Raw genomic sequence first — 19,703 nt, 5'->3', positions numbered from 1 at the left:
TTTTTTGTAACAAAAAAAGCGCCAACCAACCGGCTGACGCTTTTCAAAGAACTCTGTGTGACGCTTAAGCGCGGCCGAGGTAGCTGCCGTCTTCGGTGCGGATCTTGAGGATTTCGCCAGGCTTGATGAACAGCGGCACCTGGACCACCAAGCCGGTGGACATGGTGGCGGGCTTTTGCACGTTGGAGGCGGTGTCGCCCTTGACGCCTTCAGCGGACTCGGTGACTTCCATCTCCACGGCGGCCGGGAGGTTCACGGAGACGGGGCTGTCGTCCACGAAAAGGATTTCGTAGGTGTTGTTTTCGACGAGGTACATCTTGGCGTCGTCGCAGACTTCGGCCGGAAGTACGTGGTCTTCAAAGCTTTCCGGGTCCATGAAGTGGTAGCCCATCTCGTCGATGTAGGAGTATTCGAGCTTCACGTTGGACGTGTGGCAGAAGTCGACGCTATCGGTGGAGCGGAATTTGGCGTTGGTGGAAACGCCGTTGTTAAGGTTGCGCATGGTTACCTGCACAAAGCCAGCCTGACGGCCCTGCGTGCGGTGCTGCATATCGAGCACGAGGTGCGGGGCGTTCTGAAAGTTCATTACGCGGCCTTTGCGGATTTCGGTGGGTGACGCCATTGGGATTCCTTTTGGAGATTGTCGTTGCTGAAAAAACGATGACTTGTGTGGGATTGCGGGCCCGGTGTCAAGATTTGGAAAGAGGCAGAAGGGAGATGGGGGGAGGATAGGCAGAAGGGAGATGGCAGAAGGCAGAAGGCGTCGAGATGGAATGGAGGCCTGCTTGGGAGAATCTGACCAGTTATCAAATTCTGGCAGCGTGGCATCTACTCCATCAATTCCCTTCTGCCTTCTCCCTTCTGCCTTCTGCCTCTCCCCCCAACCCCTTCTGCCTTCTTTATAAACACAATCCACGCTTTACACAGCGGCGTTGGGCCCTACTTTCATTGCTTTTTGGAAACGATTCTGCCCAACACATGAAGCAACGGACCATTTTGCGCGAAGCCTCGGTAAAGGGGAAAGCCCTCCACACCGGAGAGGAAGTTACGCTGACCCTGAAACCCGCGCCGGAAAACCACGGCATCGTCTTTCGGCGCATCGACCTCTACGGCAAGCCCGAGCTTAAGCCCGATGTTTCACTCGTCTCAGACCTGGTGCGGAGCACGACGATTTCCAATGGTCACGCCAAGGTGCACACCATCGAGCACGTGCTCAGCGCCCTCCACGGCTGCGCGGTCGATAATTGTGTTGTCGAAATGGACGCCAGCGAACCGCCGATTCTCGACGGCTCCGCCAAGCACTACGTAAACCTCATTCAGGAAGCGGAGCCCGTCGAGCAGGACGCCCCCCGCGAATACGTCGAGCTCGATGCGCCGATCAGCGTGACCAAGGGCGCCAGCTCCATCATCGCCCTGCCCAGCGACAAGCTCAAGGTCACTTGCACGAGCGCGGACGACCGCGGCATTCACACTCAGCATTATTCGTTGGAGATCGACCCCGAGTCCTATCCGGCGCAAATTGCCCCCGCCCGCACGTTCACCATTTACGAAGATATCGAGGAGTTGCTCAAGTTGGGCAAGATTCAGGGCGGCAGCCTCGACAGCGCAATCGTCATCAAGGGCGACAAAATCCTCTCCAAGGAGCCCCTCCGTTTTAAGGAGGAATTCGCGCGCCACAAGATCCTCGACATCATTGGCGACCTGATGCTGCTCGGCAAGCCGCTCAAGGCGCACATCGTCGCCGTGCGCCCAGGCCACGCGCTCAACGCCGACCTTTGCCAGGCCATCGTCGACTCCAAGAAAAAGGCCGCCAAGCGCGAAAAGAAAAAGACAGTGCAGCAAATCATGGCGCACGAAACTGCGCTCGACATTCGCCGCATCCTCGACACCTTGCCGCACCGCTACCCGTTTGTGATGATTGACCGCGTCATCGACATCCCCAATCAGGATGAGCTGACCGCGATCAAGAACGTCACCATCAACGAACCGTATTTCCAGGGCCACTTTCCGGGGCACCCAGTGATGCCGGGCGTGTTGCAGATCGAAGCCATGGCGCAGGCTGCGGGCATCCTCATGCTGCGCCGCATCAGTTCCGAAAACAAAATCGCGTTCTTCATGAGCTGCGACAAGGTAAAGTTCCGTCAAGCGGTGATCCCGGGCGACACCGTGGAAATTCACGTCAAGCTCACCAAAAATCGCGGCAACAAGATCGGCGTTGCGGAAGGCACCTGCAAGGTCAACGGCAAGATCGCGTCTTCGGCCGAGTTGATGTTCACCATCACCGACGCACCGAGCGACACCTGATAAGTTTTCATGCCCGACATCCACCCGACCGCAATCATCGAATCCGGCGCCCAGCTCGCTGAAGGGGTCCAGGTCGGCGCGTATGCCTACATCGGCGCTGAGGTGACGATTGGCGCGGGCTCGGTGATCCACCATCACGCCACAGTCGAAGGCTGGACCAGCATGGGCGAAGACAACGAGGTTTGGCCCTACGCCATGGTCGGCGGCAAAACGCATGACCTCAAATATGATGGCGGGCGCCCGGGCTTGAAGATCGGCAGCCGTAACGTTTTTCGCGAGTATTCCACCGTTCACTGCGGCACCAAGGACGGCGAGTTTACGACGCTCGGTGACGATAATAACATCCTCGCCTACAGCCACATTGCGCACGACTGCCAGGTCGGCAATCACCTGATCATGAGCAGCCACGCCGCGCTCGGTGGCCATGTCATCACGGGAGATCGCGTCGTCGTGGGTTGGAACGCGGGCACTCACCAGTTTTGCCGTATCGGCAGCTATGCGATGATCGGCGCCTGCGCCAAAGCGGTGCAGGACATCCCGCCTTTCATGATCGCTGACGGCAATCCCGCCGAAGTCCGCACCATTAATAAGGTCGGCCTCGAACGCAATGGCTACACCGCTGAGGAAATCTCCGTAGCCCGCGCGATCTACAAACTTTTTTACCGCGAAAATCTCAATAAAACCCAAGCGCTTGAAAAGCTTCGGGAACACCCTGAGGTCAATTCGCGTATCGCCCAAATGATTCTAGACTTCGCCGCAGGCGGGGACCGGGGCTGGGCCTAGCCAAGGCAAGCCTTGATGCTCTCCATGGGGCATCTAGATGAAAAGTGCTCTAGGCCGCAATTATCCCTCGCCAGCGGCTTTTTGCTCTGCGGCTTCGTGGCGGGCGCGGACGTGCTCGGGGGAGGATTTGCTGCCTTTCCAACTCGTGCGGATCGGCACGCTGTTGCTGGTGATGACGCGGCGCACGCTTTGGATCGCCGGGAAAATTTCGTGGTTCCAGTCTTCGCCCTGAGCGTCGAAGGCGGCTTGCTCAAGCTCGCAGATCCACTTGTCTTCGCTGAAAATACCGTTGGTGAACCAGACGACGGCTGGCCAGAAAACATCGAGCAGGAAGCCGACTTTTTCCGGGCGCTGAATGCACATGAGGCCGTAGGTTTGGTTGATGCGCTGTTCGCGGTCGACGGGATAATAGAGATTCCACAAATCGAGCGCGGGCTCCTTGCTGCCAGCGGTCCAGAACTTGAGGCGCTGGTAGGGATACTCGGTGCGAATCGTCATGATGTCGCGCGTCTTGATGCCCTCGGCTTCTGCTTTGGCTTTAGCGTCGGCTTCCTTGATCTCTTTGGCGCCGCCGCTGCGTTGGATCATGATCTTTTCGCCGAGTGATTGTTTGCCGCCTTTGCGGTAGAAGCAGTAGTCGACTTCGACCCAGTTGTCGCCCTCGCGTTTGCCGAGGAAGCGGGTCTGGATCTTGCCCATGAGTTTGCGGTGCAGAAACTGGTGGTTCATGTCCATCAGGTTCTCGTGCATGAACGACCAATGGCATTCGATGCGGCGGTCGAGCGTGCGCACTTTATAGCGCGGGTTTTCGGCGGCGGGCGTCTCGGGGAAGGGAACGGAGTCGGCCTTGGACACGTCTCCGGGAAATACGAAAATGAGGCCGTAGCGCTCTTTGCACGGGTAGGACTTGATGCTGTTCGGGTGGAGCGTGCACTTGTCTAAATACGGGACGCTGGTGCAACTGCCGGTGCAGTCAAATTTCCAGCCGTGGTAGCCACACTTAATGCCGCCATCTTCCACGACGCCGACGCTGAGCGGCACCTGGCGGTGGGCGCAGCGGTCCTCCACGGCGAACAGCCCGGCCTCCTTACTGCGGACGAGCGCAATAGGCTCGCCGGCGAACGACACGGCGTGCGCCTTGCCGGGCTTGACGTCCTGACTGCGGGCGAGCGGGTACCAGAAGTCCGGATCGAGGCCGGCTTTGCGGATGTCGGGGATGTTTCCGCGTTCTTCGTAGGGTGGAACCGGCGTCGGCTCGTTGATGTGGAGAATTTTGTGGCTCATACGCGCGGGGTCACCTTAGCAGCGTTATTGCTGCTGGCAATCACGAATGCTGATGAGCAAGTCGCGTTCCGAATGCGTCAGGTTCTCTCGTTTCTGAGGTCGAGCAGCCCGGCATTTTCCTGTGAATGCCGTAAAAACCCCATTAGCCAGGACTTAATTGAAGTGGTTGCCTTGGGGTCGCCTTGGATGCGAACTTCCAGGATGTAGCCCATTGGATGGACGCAGATGTTATCGTGAATCATCACTTGCTCGGTGACTTTGCCATTGGGGTCGATCTTTTCGGCGATGAGGTCGTACAGGTATTGGTCTGCGACCCGGAGTGGCTTCACGCGGCCGCGCTTGAGCACTTCGACATATTCGCCGTTGGCCATTTGAAATTTGCGCGTGGGGAGGGTGGCCGTGAAGTCGTCTTCTTCCGTGATGACTGTGAAGCGGTTGAAGCCCTGTTTCGTCAGGAGGAAGGCTTGTTGATTGATCTTACTCTGGATGAGTTTGGGCGTAATCTCTGGCCACGAATCTTTCTCATAGCAATCGAAGGTAAATTCGATGTCCTCGACGAGGGTGTGCTTGACGACCATTGAGTGAGAGCGATCACTTTTGTCGACGATCCAATCTTCCATCGGGGGTGTTTCGATCGTGAAATCCGGCGATGTCATGAGGTAAAAATTGAGCGGTTGCCCAGTTATTTCATCGCGAACAGTGACCGTTTCGGAATCAAAGAACAGGTCGGGATTCTTGGGTGGCATGAACGTGGATGCCTCCGGGTAGGGCAGTTCCACTTTTGGCTGTGCTTGAAGAGTCGGCGCGATCAAGCACACCGCCAGCATGAATGTCGTCAGCTGTGTCATGAGCATTTGGTCGGCTTAGTTTATTGAGAAGCCAACACCTTTAAGCTCCTGACTGTCCGAAGAATCCGCAAGATGCATCACGTCATACTCGCGTAGGTCGTAGAAGCGTGCAGTGGGGGTGCCGGGGGGGAAGCGGCCATCGGCCAGAAACTGGTGGAAGCGTGGCGTAGTGAACGCGTAAGCGGCAAATTCGTTCCAGTATTTGTCCACTGGCTTGGTCTTGTCGCGGCCATAAACGCTTTTCATGAGCGGGATTTCCGCATCCCAGAATGAGACGAGCGAACCCTTCACGACGATTGGGTTCTTATGGTCGAGCCCGCCGACGTCCGAGTGGTTGAGCAAGTGATTCCAGTTTTCCAATGAGCGGACGAAGAACTCATAGACCGCGTAGTCAGCCGAGGCGATGCAGGCTGAGACTTCGAGCGGCTCTTTGGCCTTGCGGGTGATGGACTGGCCGCCATAGCCCATGTGACTATACTGACGATTGTCTTTCCAGTTGCCGCTGAGCAGGGTGACAGAGTCGGCCATGAGCGCTGCTGGCACTTCACCATGGTTTTTATCTGCAGTGGCATTGCTCCCGTCGCCCTCGACGAGTCCGGTGCCGGTGCGGAAATTACCATCTGCGTTATAGTGATCCACCACATACATGGAAGTGTTGGTTGCCAGGGTGAAGCCTTCGTTTTGACCAACGCTGGGGAGCTTTGAGCCATTGATGACCTGCAAGCCCATGCCGGTATCCGACGTATCCAGCGTGCGAAACTCTTCTGCAATGGGCACGATGTTATCGGTTCGGTCCTTCGGCGTGTGTTTCCAACTGGCGGTGCCGTATTGGCTGGCGAGCTCAGGAATGTCTTTTTCCGCACTGCCATAGACGAATGGTTTGCTGTCGATATCCGTCGTGTTTTTGGAGGCTCCGGAATCTACGGTGAGCGATGTGGGGAGCTCGACGTAAACGATGCCATTCCAGTCACTGGAGGTGCTGAAGTTGTCGCGAAAGGATTTACCCGTAGAATCCAAGCTGTTGTAGTCTGTCTCAAGGACTTCTTTCAGGCGGGAAACATCCATGGTAATGAGGTCCATGCTGCGCCCAGAGCGGGTGTCTTCCAAACCGCCAGTAATTTTGCTGTCGTAATACTTGCCCTCCCGGTAACCCGTTGAGCTGGTTTCCGTAAACTTCTCGGGATAGGGTTGGCCGGAGTTGACTGCACTGATGTTGGAGTTGGAGGAGCCAATCAGACGGTCGGGGAGGGGGACGGACTTCAGTTGAGGCGTTCCATCCTCAATCCGGGTTGAGTATTTGTAACCCTTGACGACGAAGTATTCGTTGTCGTTCACAATTTTATTGGGATTGCTGGTGTAGTTGCCGTATCGGTCTTTGGGCGTCCACTCCTGATTGGCTTCCACGCGGAGAAGCAGGCCTGCTTTGGCGGCCATCTTGCCTTCACGGACAGCAGAGTTCTTTGCGGCGGCATGAGTGGAAGGCAGCAGCGGCTCTATCAGCGCGTAACCGCTGTTGTTCATTTCATTAACGTCTTTGGTGTAGATGTTATCCTTCCGGGCGTCTTCTGCGCCAACTGGCTTAAACATCGGGATTCCATAGGAGCTGTCCATCAGCGATCCGTTGAAGTTTTCCTGGGAGTATTCGAGCCAATTGCTCATTCGTGAATCGACGCCCTTTTCCACGAGTTCGCCGTTCGAGTAAACGGTGCCTCCAGAGTTGTAATACATGTTGTCGAGGTCCAGTTTGCCATCCGCTTTGACGAGGTTGTCGCCATTGGAAAGGCGGTTGCCCATATTGTAGGAGTCGACGGTGGTCAGGCGGTAGACGTCACCCACGGCAGTGGTCATGACGCCGAGTTTGAGCGGGTCGTCGCCGTTGTGCGTATCCAGCTCCAGGTCGCCATTGGTGTGAACATCGCCGACGATGTCGAAGTTACGGTGAAAGAGCAGGTCGTCGTTGAAAAAGATGGCGTGTGAAAAGAGCGGCGCGTCCCGGATAGCCATGGTTTTGGCAAGGAACACTTCGACTTCTTCGCCCCCTCTGGACGCAGTCACTTGCGCGTAGAGGTTGATATTCGTCTCGATCACAAATTTATTTTTCAGCGGGTCGTCGTCATTGGCGGGGTCATCTCCATCAATGAAGCGGCGCACTGGCAGTGGAACGAATTCCGAGCGTATCTCCACGTTGGTAATGTTGTTGCGGACCACCATGGATTGGCCACGGGACGAGAGCGTGATTTTCTGTTTTGGGCTGGTGACTGCTGATGCGTAGAGGCCTGAGTTGGTTTCCACGTCGTTGACGTACTCGGCGAAAGCGAGCTCCAAGGCGACTTCGGCCGCCCTTAAGGCTTCTGACCGCAGGAAATTGCGCTGATTGACGCGCTTCTCGGTGATGCTCGAGCTCAGCACGCTGCCGGCGATGACCGCAATGGCGGTCGAGAGGATTAACACTACCAAAATGGCGGATCCCCTGTGTGAAGAACTGGTCGAAGATGACATGATGATTTAGGAGCGGACGTTTATGGTGGTGTGAAGGATTTTGGAAGGTTGAGCCTGTTCGGGAAAGCGCACGCGGATGCCGTGGAAGGAGAAGACATTACCGCTGTCCACATTGATGAACATGCCTTCCTCTCCAATGCGCTTTATTTGCGCGAACACCACGCGATCGGTGGCCTTGTTGACTGCCTCGCTCACGAGGCTTTCCAGAGACTTGGTTTTGTTGGCCTCTGGCACTTCATACTCGAAGACCAGGATATCGAAATATTCGTCGGTTGTGCGTTTCGTGGCGTAGTAGCCAATGAGGCGCAGGTACTCCGTCTCCAGAGTGCCAATTTCTGTTTCGGCGAGAACCAGAAAATCTCCAGATTGACCACTGGCGACGCGGTTTTTCTTCTGATTTTTGTCTGAGTAGCTCGGATAGACGACGAAAGAATCCGCCTCCATGCCGTCTTGAGACAGAAAGTCGAGGAAGGATCTGGAAGAGCGGTTGGCTTCCAAAGCCGTTTGGCTCTTGTAGAGCGTCTTGTAGGAGTCGACGAAAAAGGAGCTGGAAATGGCGATGACTACCGAAAAGATCGCCACCGCAATCATGACTTCGGAGAGAGTGAACCCCTGTGCGGTTCTCGCTGTAGATAGATTTTGCTTCATGCTAAAAGGTGCTTAGGGGGATTCATCCGCCATGTAGGCAATCGCTTCGTTAGTCTTCATCTCGTCACTGTTGGCCCAAGGGAATTTCCAACTGTAGTGGATGATTACTTCGATGCCGTTGGTGTTTTCGCTGCTCAAGTTGTTGTGGTCATTTAACTCAATGCGCAGGCCGACCGGCACGGTGGCGGAATCGCCATCCATCGTGGTGGTTTCGATGTCGACGGTGGTCCACTGTGACGAAATTTCCTTTTCGTCGATGATCGCGACCGGGCAGTTGACGATTTCAACGGCCCCGGTGCTATCGAGGCCAGGCAGCGTTAGATCAAACCCTGCACTAGGCTCTTTGTAAGTGTTTCGGATGCGCTCAAAGCCAATGCCGCGGATTTCCTCGACGAAATTCTGGATGGAACGGTTTACCTGATCCTCGAAAATTATGCCTTCTGAAATGCGGCGGCTTTGCAGCGTAAGACTGGCCAGACCAGCCGCCATCAGGCCAAACAACGCTAATGCGATGAGAAGCTCAACCAAGGAGAAACCTCGTCTCTTGGGAGAAATGTTCATGGTACACGGAAAGGCTAGCAGAGCGTTTTGAACACCCTTACATTTAGTAGGAAATGCCTTGTACTCTACTTTAATAGGGCTGCTTGGGTCAATTTAAATCAGGTCAAGCGTTGGTAAAGTTTTTGCTAAAACGGTATGACAGCAAATGATATCTGCACGGTTGTTCTGCTCGGCGGCATTGATTCAGCTGAGTTAAATTAACGGTCCATGGAACTCGGAGCTTCCTCTTGCGCAAAGGAATCTGTAGCCTGTCGCTGAAATTTGATTTCAATCATGAGCACCATTACTACGTTTTCATCAATCACTGCCACTGATTGTCCAGAATACATTGAGGCGTTGGCGGACACGCGCCGGGCGCCGGAGGTCACGCTGTCCTTCACTGCCGACGGGGCAGTGCCTTTTCCACAGATAATCCTGCGTGGTCCTGCGGGTGAAATCGTCTTCAACGGCGAGGAACTACACGGAGACGACATCAAGGGAGTTTACTCGGTGGACATTCCGGCGGGCAAGTTGGGCGTGGGGCGCTATGAGGTGCAGTTTGAGGGCTGTCGCAAAGTCAAGTGGCGCAAGGCTGGCGGCGATGATTGGGTCAAGGCCTTTGCCAGCTTTGAAGTCAAGCCAGCTCCGCGTCCTCGTGCTACGACAAGCGACGCGAACGCCGTTAAGATTTACTACGGCATTCACAAGCACATGCATCAGCCGTATTACGATGCCGCGAACCCCGACTATTGGGATGGCGAAAAGGGCGAAATCTTCGGCACGCGCCGTGGGGCTTATTCGAGTTTCATTCCAACGGCAGTTTGGCATTATGCGAACGGTGGGCTTCCCCACGGCGGCCTCTCCACGAGTTGGAGTGGTTCGTTGATTGAGCAGCTTAATGGCAAAGGCGGTTTCCCGGGTTGGGCGGATCAGCTACGTGAAGTGGCGAAGCAAAAGACGACGCTCGGCAACCCACGTTGTGACTTCACGGCCTTTGGTTTCTTTCATCCTTTGATGGCGCTGACGCCGGGCCGCAACATCGTCAAACAGATCGAGTGGCATCGTGGGCTCATCGAGTCGACATTTGGCCAACCCGCCAGTGATGTGCTCTTCCCGCCCGAAACGGCGTTTCATGTGCGCATGATTCCGGCGCTCAACGAAGCCGGCGTCAAGGCAGTCATTTACGACAGCATCCACCGCTTTCGCGCCTGTCAGGAGTATCCTTATGCAGGGTTTGAGGAAGGCATGTTGCCGCCCAATCAAAGTGAGCAGGTCAACCCGCCGGTCGATGACTGGCAGCAGCTCAATAACATTTGGGCGGCGAGCAAGATCAGCGCTTCCCTGCTGCGTCCCGAATACATCGTCTACACTGATCCAGACGGCAAGGAGCATAAGATCATTGGCGTTCCGGCAGAGCGCTACATCGGCAACGAGGACGCGCGCGGTGGTTTTGGCGCGCTGCAATATCCGTCGATCCTGGGACAGTTGCACGACCACATGATTGAGATGGGCACGTTCGATCCGAAGCATCCGCCTTTCTTCCTGCTCCATAGCGATGGCGACAACTATGGTGGCGGCACCGACAGCTACTACGGGCATAACACCCAGCGCATGGTTGAGTGGCTGCAGAACGATCCGCGTTTCGAGCTGTGCACGGTTAAGGACTACCTCGATCAATTCCCGCCCGATCCGAAGAACGCCGTTCATGTCGAGCCCGGCAGTTGGGCTGGCGCGGACAACGGCGACCCGCAATTCATGAAGTGGTTCAGCCGTTATGATCAGGCTTACTCACCTGACCTCAATAGCTGGGCTGTGCTGACCGCGCTGCAAAACTGCGTGCATACTTTGGAGGATGCGCAGCCGGACAATGGAAAACTCGGCGATGCGCAGCGACTCATGCTGACCGCTGAGACCAGTTGCTACTGGTATTGGACTGGCCAGCAAAACTGGGATCAGCAAGTGACCAACGCTGCGAACAAGGCGCTCCACCTGATCGGCGGCGACCTGGACTCTGCATTGCAAAGTGACCAGACTGGCCCGACCATTTTCGCGCCATGGGTCATGCCGGAAAATCCAGGCGGCAAGACATGGGGCAACCATTGCCTGCAGGACGCGCCGCGTGAAGCCACGGTGCATACCTTCGTGTATGACATTTCCGGGTTGAAAGATGTTTACCTTACTTTGCGTTGCAAAGGTAAGAAGGCCAAGAAGATCAAGCCGAGCTTGCAGGAGCCGTATCCTTCGCAGACTGGACCATCGCGCACGGCGGATCACCTGACGTTTGAGTTGCCGGTTGGGGCAGGCGATTGCCGTTACTTCATCACGGCGATTGACCAGAAAGGCAACGTTAGCCAATCCGCGTTGGAGCGTGTGTTCCTGGGCTGATGTTGCCAGCGTTGATCATTGGTGGCGTCTGTTTGACGGGCAAAACCTCCCTGGCGCGCGCGATTGAGCGGAAGGCGGATTTTCGGGTGCAGGTGCTCGAAGGCGATGAAATGCATACCTCGGTCGCCATTGCCAAGATGCGCGCCGGTGAGCCATTGGACGAAAACGACCGCAATGTCTGGCGTGAACGCATCGGCGTGCGCATTGCGCAGCGCCCATCGGATCGGCTACGCGTCATCACCTGCTCGGCTTTGACGAAGCATACGCGGGATACCTTGCGGAGTTATGGCAGCTGTGAATTCATTTTCCTCAGCATCCCGCGCGCTCTTGCGGAGCTGCGTGCCGCCCGCCGCCTCATGGAAGACGGCGATCACTTTTTCCAGCCCGCGAAATACCCCGCATTGCTCGATGGGCAATATCGGGATTTGGAAATGCCAACCGCGCAGGAAAAGGACTGCCGTGTCATTGATGCCGAGACTCTGGACAGGGAGCAGTTTGCGGCAGAGTTGGTTGGCTCCTATAGCTTGGCTTGATTCGCAGGTCTCACTTTTTGAAGCGCCAGTGCCAGGGCTCGTAAGTGATGCCATACGGGTTGTTTCGTGGGTATGACAGGTAAAATGAGAATTCCCGAGCCCGCTTCATCAACCATTGGAAGGCATCGGTTTCTTCGAATGACTCTTCAAGCGTTTGGCAGTCGTCAGCGCCAAGGTCAATGGCCAGTCCACTGTGGTGCTCGCTGAATCCAGGTTGGGCGTTGACGCGAAAAATTTCCTGATCGCTGATGCCTTTGGCGCGCTTGGCGTCGATGATCGCCTGTTGCCTTGCGATGCTTCTGAATGCGGAAATCAGGATGAGGTTTACGCCGTCGGATGCCGCTTGCGCCTGCATGGCATTCCAGGCGGCGAAGGCCTCGGAGTGAAGCTGGTGGACGCGTCCACGGTCCGTGAACTCCACCAGGTTCGTCTCCTCAATCACGGCTGGCAGCGGCATGGGCGTCATTGGTCCAGCTTCGGAAAGTCGGGTTGGCCCAAGCTCGAGTCTACCTAGAACTCTTTCTCGTACTTTACTCCCTGGGAGTCCTGAAAATAAAGTAAGCCGAGCGCTTTGTCTTCGCCGATCCAACGGATGCCCAGTGATTGGTTGACGACAGCGCCGGTTGAGTAGGTCTGTCCGTTGAGGATCATTTTGCCGCGACCCACCTGAATGCCGCCCAAGTCTTCAATCCAATCGAGCACGTCTGGATTCTGCTGGCCATAGGTGACTGCGCGTGGTCCTTCTTCGACGGGAACTGGTGCGGGCGCCGGCGTTTCCGCCACTTCAGCGGATGGCTCAGGCTTCTCTTCCTCAGCTGGAGCCGCTACTGGCTCGTCGCTGCCCAGGATTTCGTCGGTGCTGGCTTTCGCGTTGACCTGATCCACGGCAGCCTTGGCCTTGTCGATGGACTCCTTGGGAATGTCGGCAATGCGGGTCAGCTCGTTGGCGGGCTTGTCGACTTTTTGCTGCGCGGTTTCGATGGCTTCTTTGCTGTCACCACTGAAAATCAAGTAGCCCACGGCGCCAATGGCGACCAGTAGAAATAGCAGAATGCCGACCGCCATGATGATGTGCTTGGCGTGTCCGGATTTCTTTTCGAGCTCTTGACCGACTAAATCTTCCTTGGGCGCACTGCCGGGGCGGGGTGGCGGCGCCTTAGCCCCGGTTGGTGGTGGGGGTGGCATGCCTGCGCCGGGAGGCGGTGGTGGCGCCGCGGCTCCTGGTGGTGGTGGCGGGGCTCCTGCTCCCGGGATGGGGGGCGGACCGCCTGCGGTTGGAGGCGGCGGAGGCCCGGCATTGCCGGTGGGCGGTGCGCCAGGGGGGGGCGGTGGCGCGCCAACTGGCGGTGGCGGTGGTGGTCCTCCGGCAGGAGGCGGCATTGGGCCTGCGCCTGGTGGTGGGGGCGCGGCAAGGCCTTGCGGTCCAGCGGCTGGCGGAGGGGGAGCCTGGTTAAAGATATCGGCTTCTTGCTCGGTTTCGGAGAGCCCCCAACTCATGTCTCCCTTAGGCTCGCTGCTGGAAGAGTCCTCTTCTGGGGTGACGCCTCGCTTCAGGCCCAGCTTTACCTTTTTCTTCGGTTGCTCGGCAACTGGTTCTGGGGTGGAAGGCTGGGGCGCGGCAGGCGGCGGAGGGGGAGGAGGCGCGGCAGATTGAGGCTCGTCGGGTTCGGTTGTTTCCGATTCCCGTTTTAGGCCAAGCCTTACCTTTGGTGGTTGTGGCGCAGTCAGCTCCACATCGTCCGATTCCTCCACGGGGGTCGGCTCTTGCTCAGCGGGTTCTTCATGCGAGCGCTTGAAGCTCATGCGAATGGGCTTCTTCTCCGCAGGCTGTTCGGCGGGTGAATCTGCGGGTGGCTCGGGGGGGGCGGACTCGCCCTTTTTGCGCAGAATCAACTTCCGCTTACCGCTGGAATTGCTTCCGGTATTCGACTCCTGACTCATCGACGAACTGAATTTCGTTAGGTTTAATAGCAGTGATAGTGAGCTGGTTGCTCGCTTCAACGATCGATCCAACTTTGAACACTTGATTGTTCATGAGGACCCGACTTTTGTTACCCGCAACCTTAATGCCTGTTATGCGGGAAGCTTGCAGGAACGCAATGATTTTCGGATTTGCTTCCTGGGCAACTGGTTCTGGCGCAGGCGCGGCTTCGGGCTCAGCATCGGTGGACACGGGCTGTTGCGGCATCGGGGCGATGGCTGGTTCTGGCGCAGGTGGCGTATCCGCAACCGCGATCATCATCGGCTCATTGGGAATGACGACTGGCGCGGGCTTGGGCTGGGCGTTGGTGGCAGGCGTTGGCGTGGAAGAAGGAGTCGGCTCAACGGGGGGGGCTGTTGGGGCAGGAGTCGTGGGCGCCGGGCTGGCCGCCGCCACGACAGGCTCGGGGATTGGTTGAACGCTTGGCGCTGGCTCCGGCGTTGAAGCTGGCTGAACAGGAACTGGCTCAGGCGTTGGCGTAGACGCCACCGGTGTTGGCACGGGTTGAGGCGCTGGCGTTGGGGTCGGTTCGGCGACTGGCCTTGGCTTGGCTTCTGGCGCTGGAGCGGGGGTTGGCTTCGCCACAACTGGAGCGGGCGTCGGGGCAACCGGGGCCGCAGGCTGGCTTGGTTGGGCGCTGGCCGGTTCTGCGACTGGCGTTGGCTCCTTGACCGCGACACGGGTGCTTGGTGGCGGGACGACAGGGGCTTCGATCAGCGGCTTGACCGGCTTGGGCGCCGATTCCATGCGATCAGCGGTGCGCGGGATGGCGGTGGTGGGTTGGGCTGGCGTGGCGGGCGCGGGCGCAACTGACGGCGCAGTGTCGTTTAGGGGTTTAATCGTCACTGGCACTTCTGTGATGGCGGGCTCCGCTGTGGCGGGCTCTTTCTTCAGCGCATTGATTAAGATGCCCAATGCGGCGATGAATACCGCGAGCACCATGGCGCCGACGACCAGTGCGCGCATCAGCTTGAAGCTGGTTTTATCGGCTGGGTTGCCACTGCGCCTCGGGTGTGCGCCTCCCACGCTGGGGATGTCTTGTTTGGCTGGTTTGCTGCCGCCCTCGCGCTCGCGCTGGGCCTTTTTCAATGCATCGTTGATGAGGGACATAACAGAATTAGCCGAGGCGTTTTAGGTCTTTGATGGCGCGTGAAATATCGCCATGGGAAATTTCTTCGGAATCGCGAATATAGGCGGCGAGCAGCGCTTTGTCACACAGATTGTTAATGAGGCGCGGCGTGCCTTTCGTCCAATGGTGGATGCGCCATTGCGCCCAAAAAGTGAAGCGTGGCCGTCCGTTGCCGCCAGCGGTCGTCAAGCGATGCTGGATGTAGTCCTGCGTTTCCGCACGGGTCAGGTGGTTGAGGTCGTAGTAAACCAGCACGCGCTGGCGGAATTGCCGGAGCCGCTTTTCGCGGAGCTTGTCGTTGAGCTCCGGTTGGCCCATGAGGATGATTTGGAGCAGCTTTTGGTCGTGGGTTTCGAGGTTGGACAAGAGCCGCAACTGCTCCATGACCTCAAACGACAAATTTTGCGCCTCGTCGATGATCATGACGATTTCCTTGCCGCTTAAGATGCGCTGGAGGAGCGCTTCATTCAGGCGGGCAGTCAGGTCGACATTGCTGCTTTCGGGGATCTTCTCGCCGAGCTCGTGCAGGATGTTGAACAACAGTTGCTGCTCCGAAATGCGCGGGTTGAGAATCAGGATGGTTTCGACCTCGGGCTTTTCATCGAGCTCGCCCAACAGCGTGCGGCAAAGGGTGGTTTTGCCACAGCCAACCTCGCCTGTGAGCACAATGAAGCCCTTTTTCTCCTGAATCCCGTAGCGCAGGTGGGCAAGCGCGTCTTGGTGAGTGGGACTCAAATAGAGAAACTTCGGGTCTGGCGTCACATTGAACGGCATTTCGCTGAGTCCGAAAAATTCCTGATACATAGTGTGGGCTTAACTTCAGTTGGCGGGCTTGGCTGTCGCCAAGTGGTGGCTTAACTTACGGCCTTTAAAGCGGAAGTTATCGCCGAGCACAATAGCGCGTAATTTTTTTCCAAAATTTTCAATATTCGACGTGTCGGCGCACATTGGCGCGCCCAACCGCTTCTAACGGGCCAGTCGCAGCAGCCATGCGCCTTGCTGGTCATTAGACCTAGTCATGAGAATTATAATGGCGAGGGTTTTTTCCTTGGCAATGGGAGCTTTGTTTTGCAAAGTCTGTGCGTCGTAACCTGCTCGCCCATGAACGAAATGCGTAAATATCAAATCATCCTGCCGACCTTCGCTGTCGCGCTTGCCTGCGCCTGCGCGGTGTTTGGGGTGGTGTTGATGCAGAGTTGGCGCGAGCATCAGGCGTTTAACCAGCGTTACGAGCAGGCGCAGTCCCGCTTGATCGCGCTCAAGGAAACCAATGCCGCCCAGCAAGCTTACCTCGCTGAGCTGCAGACGAATCCCGCCCTCGTTGAACGCGCCGTGCGTGAGCGCTTGGGCTATTCCCGCGACAACGAACTCATCTTCAAGTTCGACCGCTAGCTGCGTGCGGCTGCTCCCATCGATTTGCGCAGTGCGCAAATGTAGCGAGGCAATGTTGGGTGCTCTAATTCTTTGCATGCTGCGGCTGTCAGCAAATTGTAAAAAAGCGTATTCTTATCACAGTGGGATTGCTGGGCGTTGCTGGATTGGGTAGTTTACCCGGTATTATGTTGCGTGAATTCAAATACGTGAAGCAGGAGCCTGGCGCCGGTAAACGGCGTTGGTGGGGCGGCGACGGTTTGGAGTTCACCGCATGGTATGATGACCAAGGCGCACTGACGGGATTTCAGCTTTGCTACGGCGATCGCGCGTTTACCTGGAAAACGTCTGGCTACTGGACCCATGTTACGGTGGGCACGGGCATCAACGAGCGTCAGTCGCGGGGCTACTCTTCGCCAATCTTACAAATGAACGGAGCGCCGACTTATCCGCCGTTCAAATTGCTCAGTCAATTCGAGCATGCTTCGGAGAAATCCGTTGCCGAGCAACTGCGCGATGTGGTGGTGAAGACGCTGCAAAGCCTGGTGCGGTCTTAAGTATTGGCGCGCCAGGGGCACAAGCGCAACTGTTCGACCTGATCAGGTATGCTGCAAACTTTGGGATAAGTAAAACTGAACTTTATGGTTCCGTGAATAAGTTTATGTTTCTCTCTTGTTATGCGAAAACAGGAGAGAGGGAAGGCCCTGTTGCTCGCGCTGATGGGGATGTTTGGCGCGTGCAGTTTATGGGCGGGTGAGAGTGCGGACGAGCTGGCAGAGCTGCGCGCCATGTTGGAGGCGCAGCAGAAAGTCATCGGCGAATTAACGCAGGAGGTGAAGTCGCTCAAAGGTGAGCTGGCGACCGTGCGGGAGGGTTATGTCTCGGTGGAGCCGCCGACGAACCCAAGCGCTGTGGTTGCCGCCAATGAGCAATTGGCTCCCCCCCCGGTTAAGCCGCTCGATCCCGACTTGAGCTTCACCCACCATGACTGGCGTTTCGAGGTTTATGGCTTCGTCAAGTTCGACATCGCCTACGACACACACAGCGTGTTCAATGGCGACTTCGTACGCTACGTATACCCGGAAGGGCCGCGCAGCGACAGCCAGTTGAGCCTCACCGCCCGCGAAACCCGACTGGGCCTCAAAATCAATGGTCCACAATGGGATGGTTGGCGGACGGGCGCCCGGATCGAAACCGATTTTTACGGCAACTACAGCAGCTCCACGCCAGCCCTGCGCATGCGCCTGGCCTATGCCGAGATGGAGAAGGGCAACTGGCTGTTTCGCGCCGGGCAGGATTGGGATGCGGTCACCGTTGCCCTTCCACGCAACGTCAATTGCGGTTCCTTCGCCTATCAAGGCGCCATTTGGTCCCGGCGCCCGTTGCTCAAGGCGCAGTGGCAGGATGAGGTTGGCCCCGGTAACCTGAAAATCACTGGCGCGCTTGCTTCTGCGGTCAGCGGCGACATCGATGGCGGCGGCACGCCCGACGGCATGGACTCCGGAGTGCCCAACACTGAGTTGGCCATTGCCTACGACATCGACCTTGCCGAAGACTGGACCCTCACGACTGCCGTCAGCGGCATGTATGGGCAGGAAGCCTTCGACACCCTGGGCGGCGGCGAGACGGATTACGATCAATACGTCGGCATGTTCACCGGCGTGCTCAATTGGAAAAACCACGCTAAGCTCTTGGGCGCCGTTTGGTCTGGCACGGATTTGGGCAGCTTCAATGGCGGCGTCGGCCAGACGGTCAATCTCGCCAAGGGCACGTCCATTGACTCCTGGGGCGGTTGGGTTCAGTTACAAACGTTTCCTTGGGAGGACATCAATTGGAACATTGGCGCCGGCATCGACAACCCGCGTGACGCGGACCTCAGCCCTGGCATGCGGAAGTTTAACACCACCGCCACGACCTCGATTTTCTATAAATTGACGCCTTACCTGACCATTGCGGGTGAATACAGCTACCTGACCACGGGCTACGTTGGACTGCCGACTGCGGACAGCCAGCGTTTCCAAGGTTCGGTCATCGTTGAGTTTTAAGCACGGTTTGACATCGGCGATTCGTTTCAGAGCATGACGTCATGTCCGCCAAGTTAAGCGTTCTAGCGTCGCCGAAAGCATCCCGCAGTGAAGTGGTGGGTTGGCAGGAGGGCGCGCTGAAGGTGCGGATTGCCGCCCCGCCGGTCGATGGCAAAGCCAATGCGGAGTTGGTCAAGTTTCTCGCGAAATACCTCGGCGTCGCCAAGCGTGAGATCACGCTGGTGAGCGGGGAGGGGAGTCGGCACAAGGTGTTGGCGGTCGAAGGGATGACGGATGCCGAGCTGCTCGCGCTGCTGCCGAAGCGTTAAGTTTTGGCGGCCTGGCGTTTATCCATTTCCGGCCAGTGCTCTTCGCAGTAGCCTTCGCCGTCGAGGTAGGCGAATTCCATGTCGGGGTGGCTCTGATCTGTCTTGCCGCAAATAACGCATTTGTGGAACGGTTCTTTTTCTTCCACGGCGCGCTGGGCTTTGTATTCCATGCGACGCTTGCCAGCCTTGGCTTGGACGAAAATCTCTCGGCCAAAGAACATCCAGTAATTCAGGGTGGCCGCAAGGACCATCAGCTTGCCCATCCAGCCGCCAGCAATGAATATGATGCCGTAGAATATCCAAGTGATCAGCGCCAGCCACTTGATCTTAACCGGCAGGATGAAGAACAGCAGCAGCTCGAAGTTCGGGTAGAGCCGGGCAAAGGCCAGGAACACCGAGCCCATGAGGAAGCCATTGGTGCCGACTCCGTCAGGGGCGAGGAAGGAAAACGCGGCCGTGGCGGCCGCACCGCAGAGGAAGAACATGTTGTAGCGAAACTCGCCCCATTCTTTCTCTAGCGTGCTGCCCATCAGCCAGAACAGATACCACTCAAACGCGAGGAATATCATCATGCCCGTCGTGATCGGTGGCAGACTTGTCGGGACGACAATGAATGTCGCCAAGCGCCAAACTTGGCCTTGGAGCACTTCGCTTGGCTGGAGCATCAGCAGGGTGACGTCGAAACGAGTAAAGGCGTCGAACGCGAAGATCGCGATCTGGGTAACCATTACCCAGAAAGTGAGGTCTGGTATCGCCCAGCGGCCAAAACGCTTTTCCAGCTTGTCAAGGAGTGTCGCCATAAAAACCTCCCAGCAAACCCGCATTTGGCAGCGGTTCAAACTAAAACGGTATTTTGCCGAGCACGCGTTGGAATGATTTAGCTGCGGATTGAACGCGGATGCTGGTGGGGCGTGCATGTTTCTCACTGAGGCACGGAGAACACGAGGGCAAGGTATGCATTATCATCAAGTAGAAGGAGTGCGTGGGATACGATTATCCAAGAATCGAAAATGGCGCCTCAGCGCCCAACTTGGACAACTAACCT

General features: G+C 57.0%; 19 protein-coding genes. 8 read left to right on the top strand and 11 right to left on the bottom strand.

All coding sequences use genetic code 11. The features are described from left to right. Nucleotides 1-64 precede the first annotated feature (64 nt). Nucleotides 65-622, bottom strand: a complete 558-nt coding sequence (gene efp, locus RBB63_RS06015) for an elongation factor P (RefSeq protein WP_309382112.1) — start codon at nucleotides 620-622, stop codon at nucleotides 65-67. A gap of 356 nt (nucleotides 623-978) precedes the next feature. Between efp and RBB63_RS06010 the strand changes: the two genes are divergently transcribed. Beyond that, nucleotides 979-2,304, top strand: coding sequence for a bifunctional UDP-3-O-[3-hydroxymyristoyl] N-acetylglucosamine deacetylase/3-hydroxyacyl-ACP dehydratase (locus RBB63_RS06010; RefSeq protein WP_309382110.1), 1,326 nt, complete (start codon nucleotides 979-981; stop codon nucleotides 2,302-2,304). A 9-nt stretch (nucleotides 2,305-2,313) separates the two neighbouring features. Next, on the top strand, nucleotides 2,314-3,087 hold the full coding sequence (gene lpxA, locus RBB63_RS06005; protein ID WP_309382108.1) for an acyl-ACP--UDP-N-acetylglucosamine O-acyltransferase: 774 nt from the start codon (nucleotides 2,314-2,316) through the stop codon (nucleotides 3,085-3,087). Nucleotides 3,088-3,147: 60 nt separating this feature from the next. On the opposite strand, the gene RBB63_RS06000 is transcribed toward lpxA, so the two are convergent. From RBB63_RS06000 to RBB63_RS05980, 5 genes are all read right to left on the bottom strand, one after another. Continuing rightward, complete coding sequence (locus RBB63_RS06000; protein ID WP_309382106.1) at nucleotides 3,148-4,371, bottom strand: Rieske 2Fe-2S domain-containing protein; 1,224 nt, start codon at nucleotides 4,369-4,371, stop codon at nucleotides 3,148-3,150. 77 nt (nucleotides 4,372-4,448) lie between these two features. Further along, on the bottom strand, nucleotides 4,449-5,225 hold the full coding sequence (locus tag RBB63_RS05995; protein ID WP_309382104.1) for a hypothetical protein: 777 nt from the start codon (nucleotides 5,223-5,225) through the stop codon (nucleotides 4,449-4,451). Between the two features lie 9 nt (nucleotides 5,226-5,234). After that, nucleotides 5,235-7,718, bottom strand: coding sequence for a hypothetical protein (locus RBB63_RS05990; protein WP_309382102.1), 2,484 nt, complete (start codon nucleotides 7,716-7,718; stop codon nucleotides 5,235-5,237). A 6-nt stretch (nucleotides 7,719-7,724) separates the two neighbouring features. Next, nucleotides 7,725-8,366, bottom strand: coding sequence for a PilW family protein (locus RBB63_RS05985; RefSeq protein ID WP_309382100.1), 642 nt, complete (start codon nucleotides 8,364-8,366; stop codon nucleotides 7,725-7,727). 12 nt (nucleotides 8,367-8,378) lie between these two features. Then, complete coding sequence (locus RBB63_RS05980; RefSeq protein ID WP_309382098.1) at nucleotides 8,379-8,927, bottom strand: PilW family protein; 549 nt, start codon at nucleotides 8,925-8,927, stop codon at nucleotides 8,379-8,381. 273 nt (nucleotides 8,928-9,200) lie between these two features. Between RBB63_RS05980 and RBB63_RS05975 the strand changes: the two genes are divergently transcribed. Together RBB63_RS05975 and RBB63_RS05970 are read left to right on the top strand one after the other, a co-directional pair. Further along, a complete protein-coding gene (locus RBB63_RS05975) occupies nucleotides 9,201-11,291 on the top strand; it encodes a hypothetical protein (protein WP_309382096.1) in 2,091 nt (696 codons plus the stop codon). After that, nucleotides 11,291-11,824, top strand: coding sequence for a hypothetical protein (locus RBB63_RS05970; protein ID WP_309382094.1), 534 nt, complete (start codon nucleotides 11,291-11,293; stop codon nucleotides 11,822-11,824). Before RBB63_RS05975 ends, RBB63_RS05970 begins: the two co-directional genes overlap by 1 nt. A 10-nt stretch (nucleotides 11,825-11,834) precedes the next feature. Here RBB63_RS05970 and RBB63_RS05965 read toward each other — a convergent pair whose 3' ends face one another. The 4 genes from RBB63_RS05965 to RBB63_RS05950 are packed head-to-tail and all read right to left on the bottom strand — an operon-like array spanning nucleotide 11,835 to nucleotide 15,738. Then, nucleotides 11,835-12,281 carry a M15 family metallopeptidase gene (locus RBB63_RS05965; protein WP_309382092.1) on the bottom strand — a complete coding sequence of 149 codons (447 nt, stop codon included), beginning with the start codon at nucleotides 12,279-12,281 and terminating at the stop codon, nucleotides 11,835-11,837. Nucleotides 12,282-12,334: 53 nt separating this feature from the next. Next, nucleotides 12,335-13,765 (bottom strand): flagellar basal body-associated FliL family protein, encoded by a 1,431-nt coding sequence (locus RBB63_RS05960; RefSeq protein ID WP_309382090.1) that lies wholly within the window; start codon nucleotides 13,763-13,765, stop codon nucleotides 12,335-12,337. Then, nucleotides 13,725-14,915, bottom strand: coding sequence for a hypothetical protein (locus tag RBB63_RS05955; protein WP_309382089.1), 1,191 nt, complete (start codon nucleotides 14,913-14,915; stop codon nucleotides 13,725-13,727). The genes RBB63_RS05960 and RBB63_RS05955 overlap by 41 nt, the downstream gene beginning before the upstream one ends. A gap of 7 nt (nucleotides 14,916-14,922) precedes the next feature. Then, entirely contained in the window at nucleotides 14,923-15,738 is an 816-nt protein-coding gene (locus RBB63_RS05950; RefSeq protein WP_309382087.1) for an ExeA family protein, read from the bottom strand. Nucleotides 15,739-16,035: 297 nt separating this feature from the next. Here RBB63_RS05950 and RBB63_RS05945 point away from each other — a divergent pair, with 297 nt between their 5' ends. The 4 genes from RBB63_RS05945 to RBB63_RS05930 all read left to right on the top strand — a co-directional run bounded on the left by RBB63_RS05945 (nucleotide 16,036) and on the right by RBB63_RS05930 (nucleotide 18,658). Then, on the top strand, nucleotides 16,036-16,326 hold the full coding sequence (locus RBB63_RS05945) for an FtsB family cell division protein (RefSeq protein WP_309382085.1): 291 nt from the start codon (nucleotides 16,036-16,038) through the stop codon (nucleotides 16,324-16,326). Between the two features lie 167 nt (nucleotides 16,327-16,493). Then, entirely contained in the window at nucleotides 16,494-16,862 is a 369-nt protein-coding gene (locus RBB63_RS05940; RefSeq protein WP_309382084.1) for a hypothetical protein, read from the top strand. Between the two features lie 120 nt (nucleotides 16,863-16,982). Beyond that, nucleotides 16,983-18,350, top strand: a complete 1,368-nt coding sequence (locus RBB63_RS05935; protein WP_309382082.1) for a hypothetical protein — start codon at nucleotides 16,983-16,985, stop codon at nucleotides 18,348-18,350. 41 nt (nucleotides 18,351-18,391) lie between these two features. Next, nucleotides 18,392-18,658, top strand: coding sequence for a DUF167 domain-containing protein (locus RBB63_RS05930; RefSeq protein WP_309382080.1), 267 nt, complete (start codon nucleotides 18,392-18,394; stop codon nucleotides 18,656-18,658). Here the strand turns inward: RBB63_RS05930 and RBB63_RS05925 are convergent. Further along, on the bottom strand, nucleotides 18,655-19,458 hold the full coding sequence (locus RBB63_RS05925) for a rhomboid family intramembrane serine protease (RefSeq protein WP_309382078.1): 804 nt from the start codon (nucleotides 19,456-19,458) through the stop codon (nucleotides 18,655-18,657). The two genes, RBB63_RS05930 and RBB63_RS05925, sit on opposite strands and share 4 nt — an antisense overlap. Between the last annotated feature and the right edge of the window lie 245 nt (nucleotides 19,459-19,703).

The sequence above is a fragment of the Cerasicoccus frondis genome, from assembly GCA_031296915.1.
GTDB lineage: Bacteria > Verrucomicrobiota > Verrucomicrobiia > Opitutales > Cerasicoccaceae > Cerasicoccus > Cerasicoccus frondis.
The sequence above is the reverse complement of the archived record's forward strand: the minus strand, read 5'-3'. Positions and strand labels throughout refer to the sequence as shown.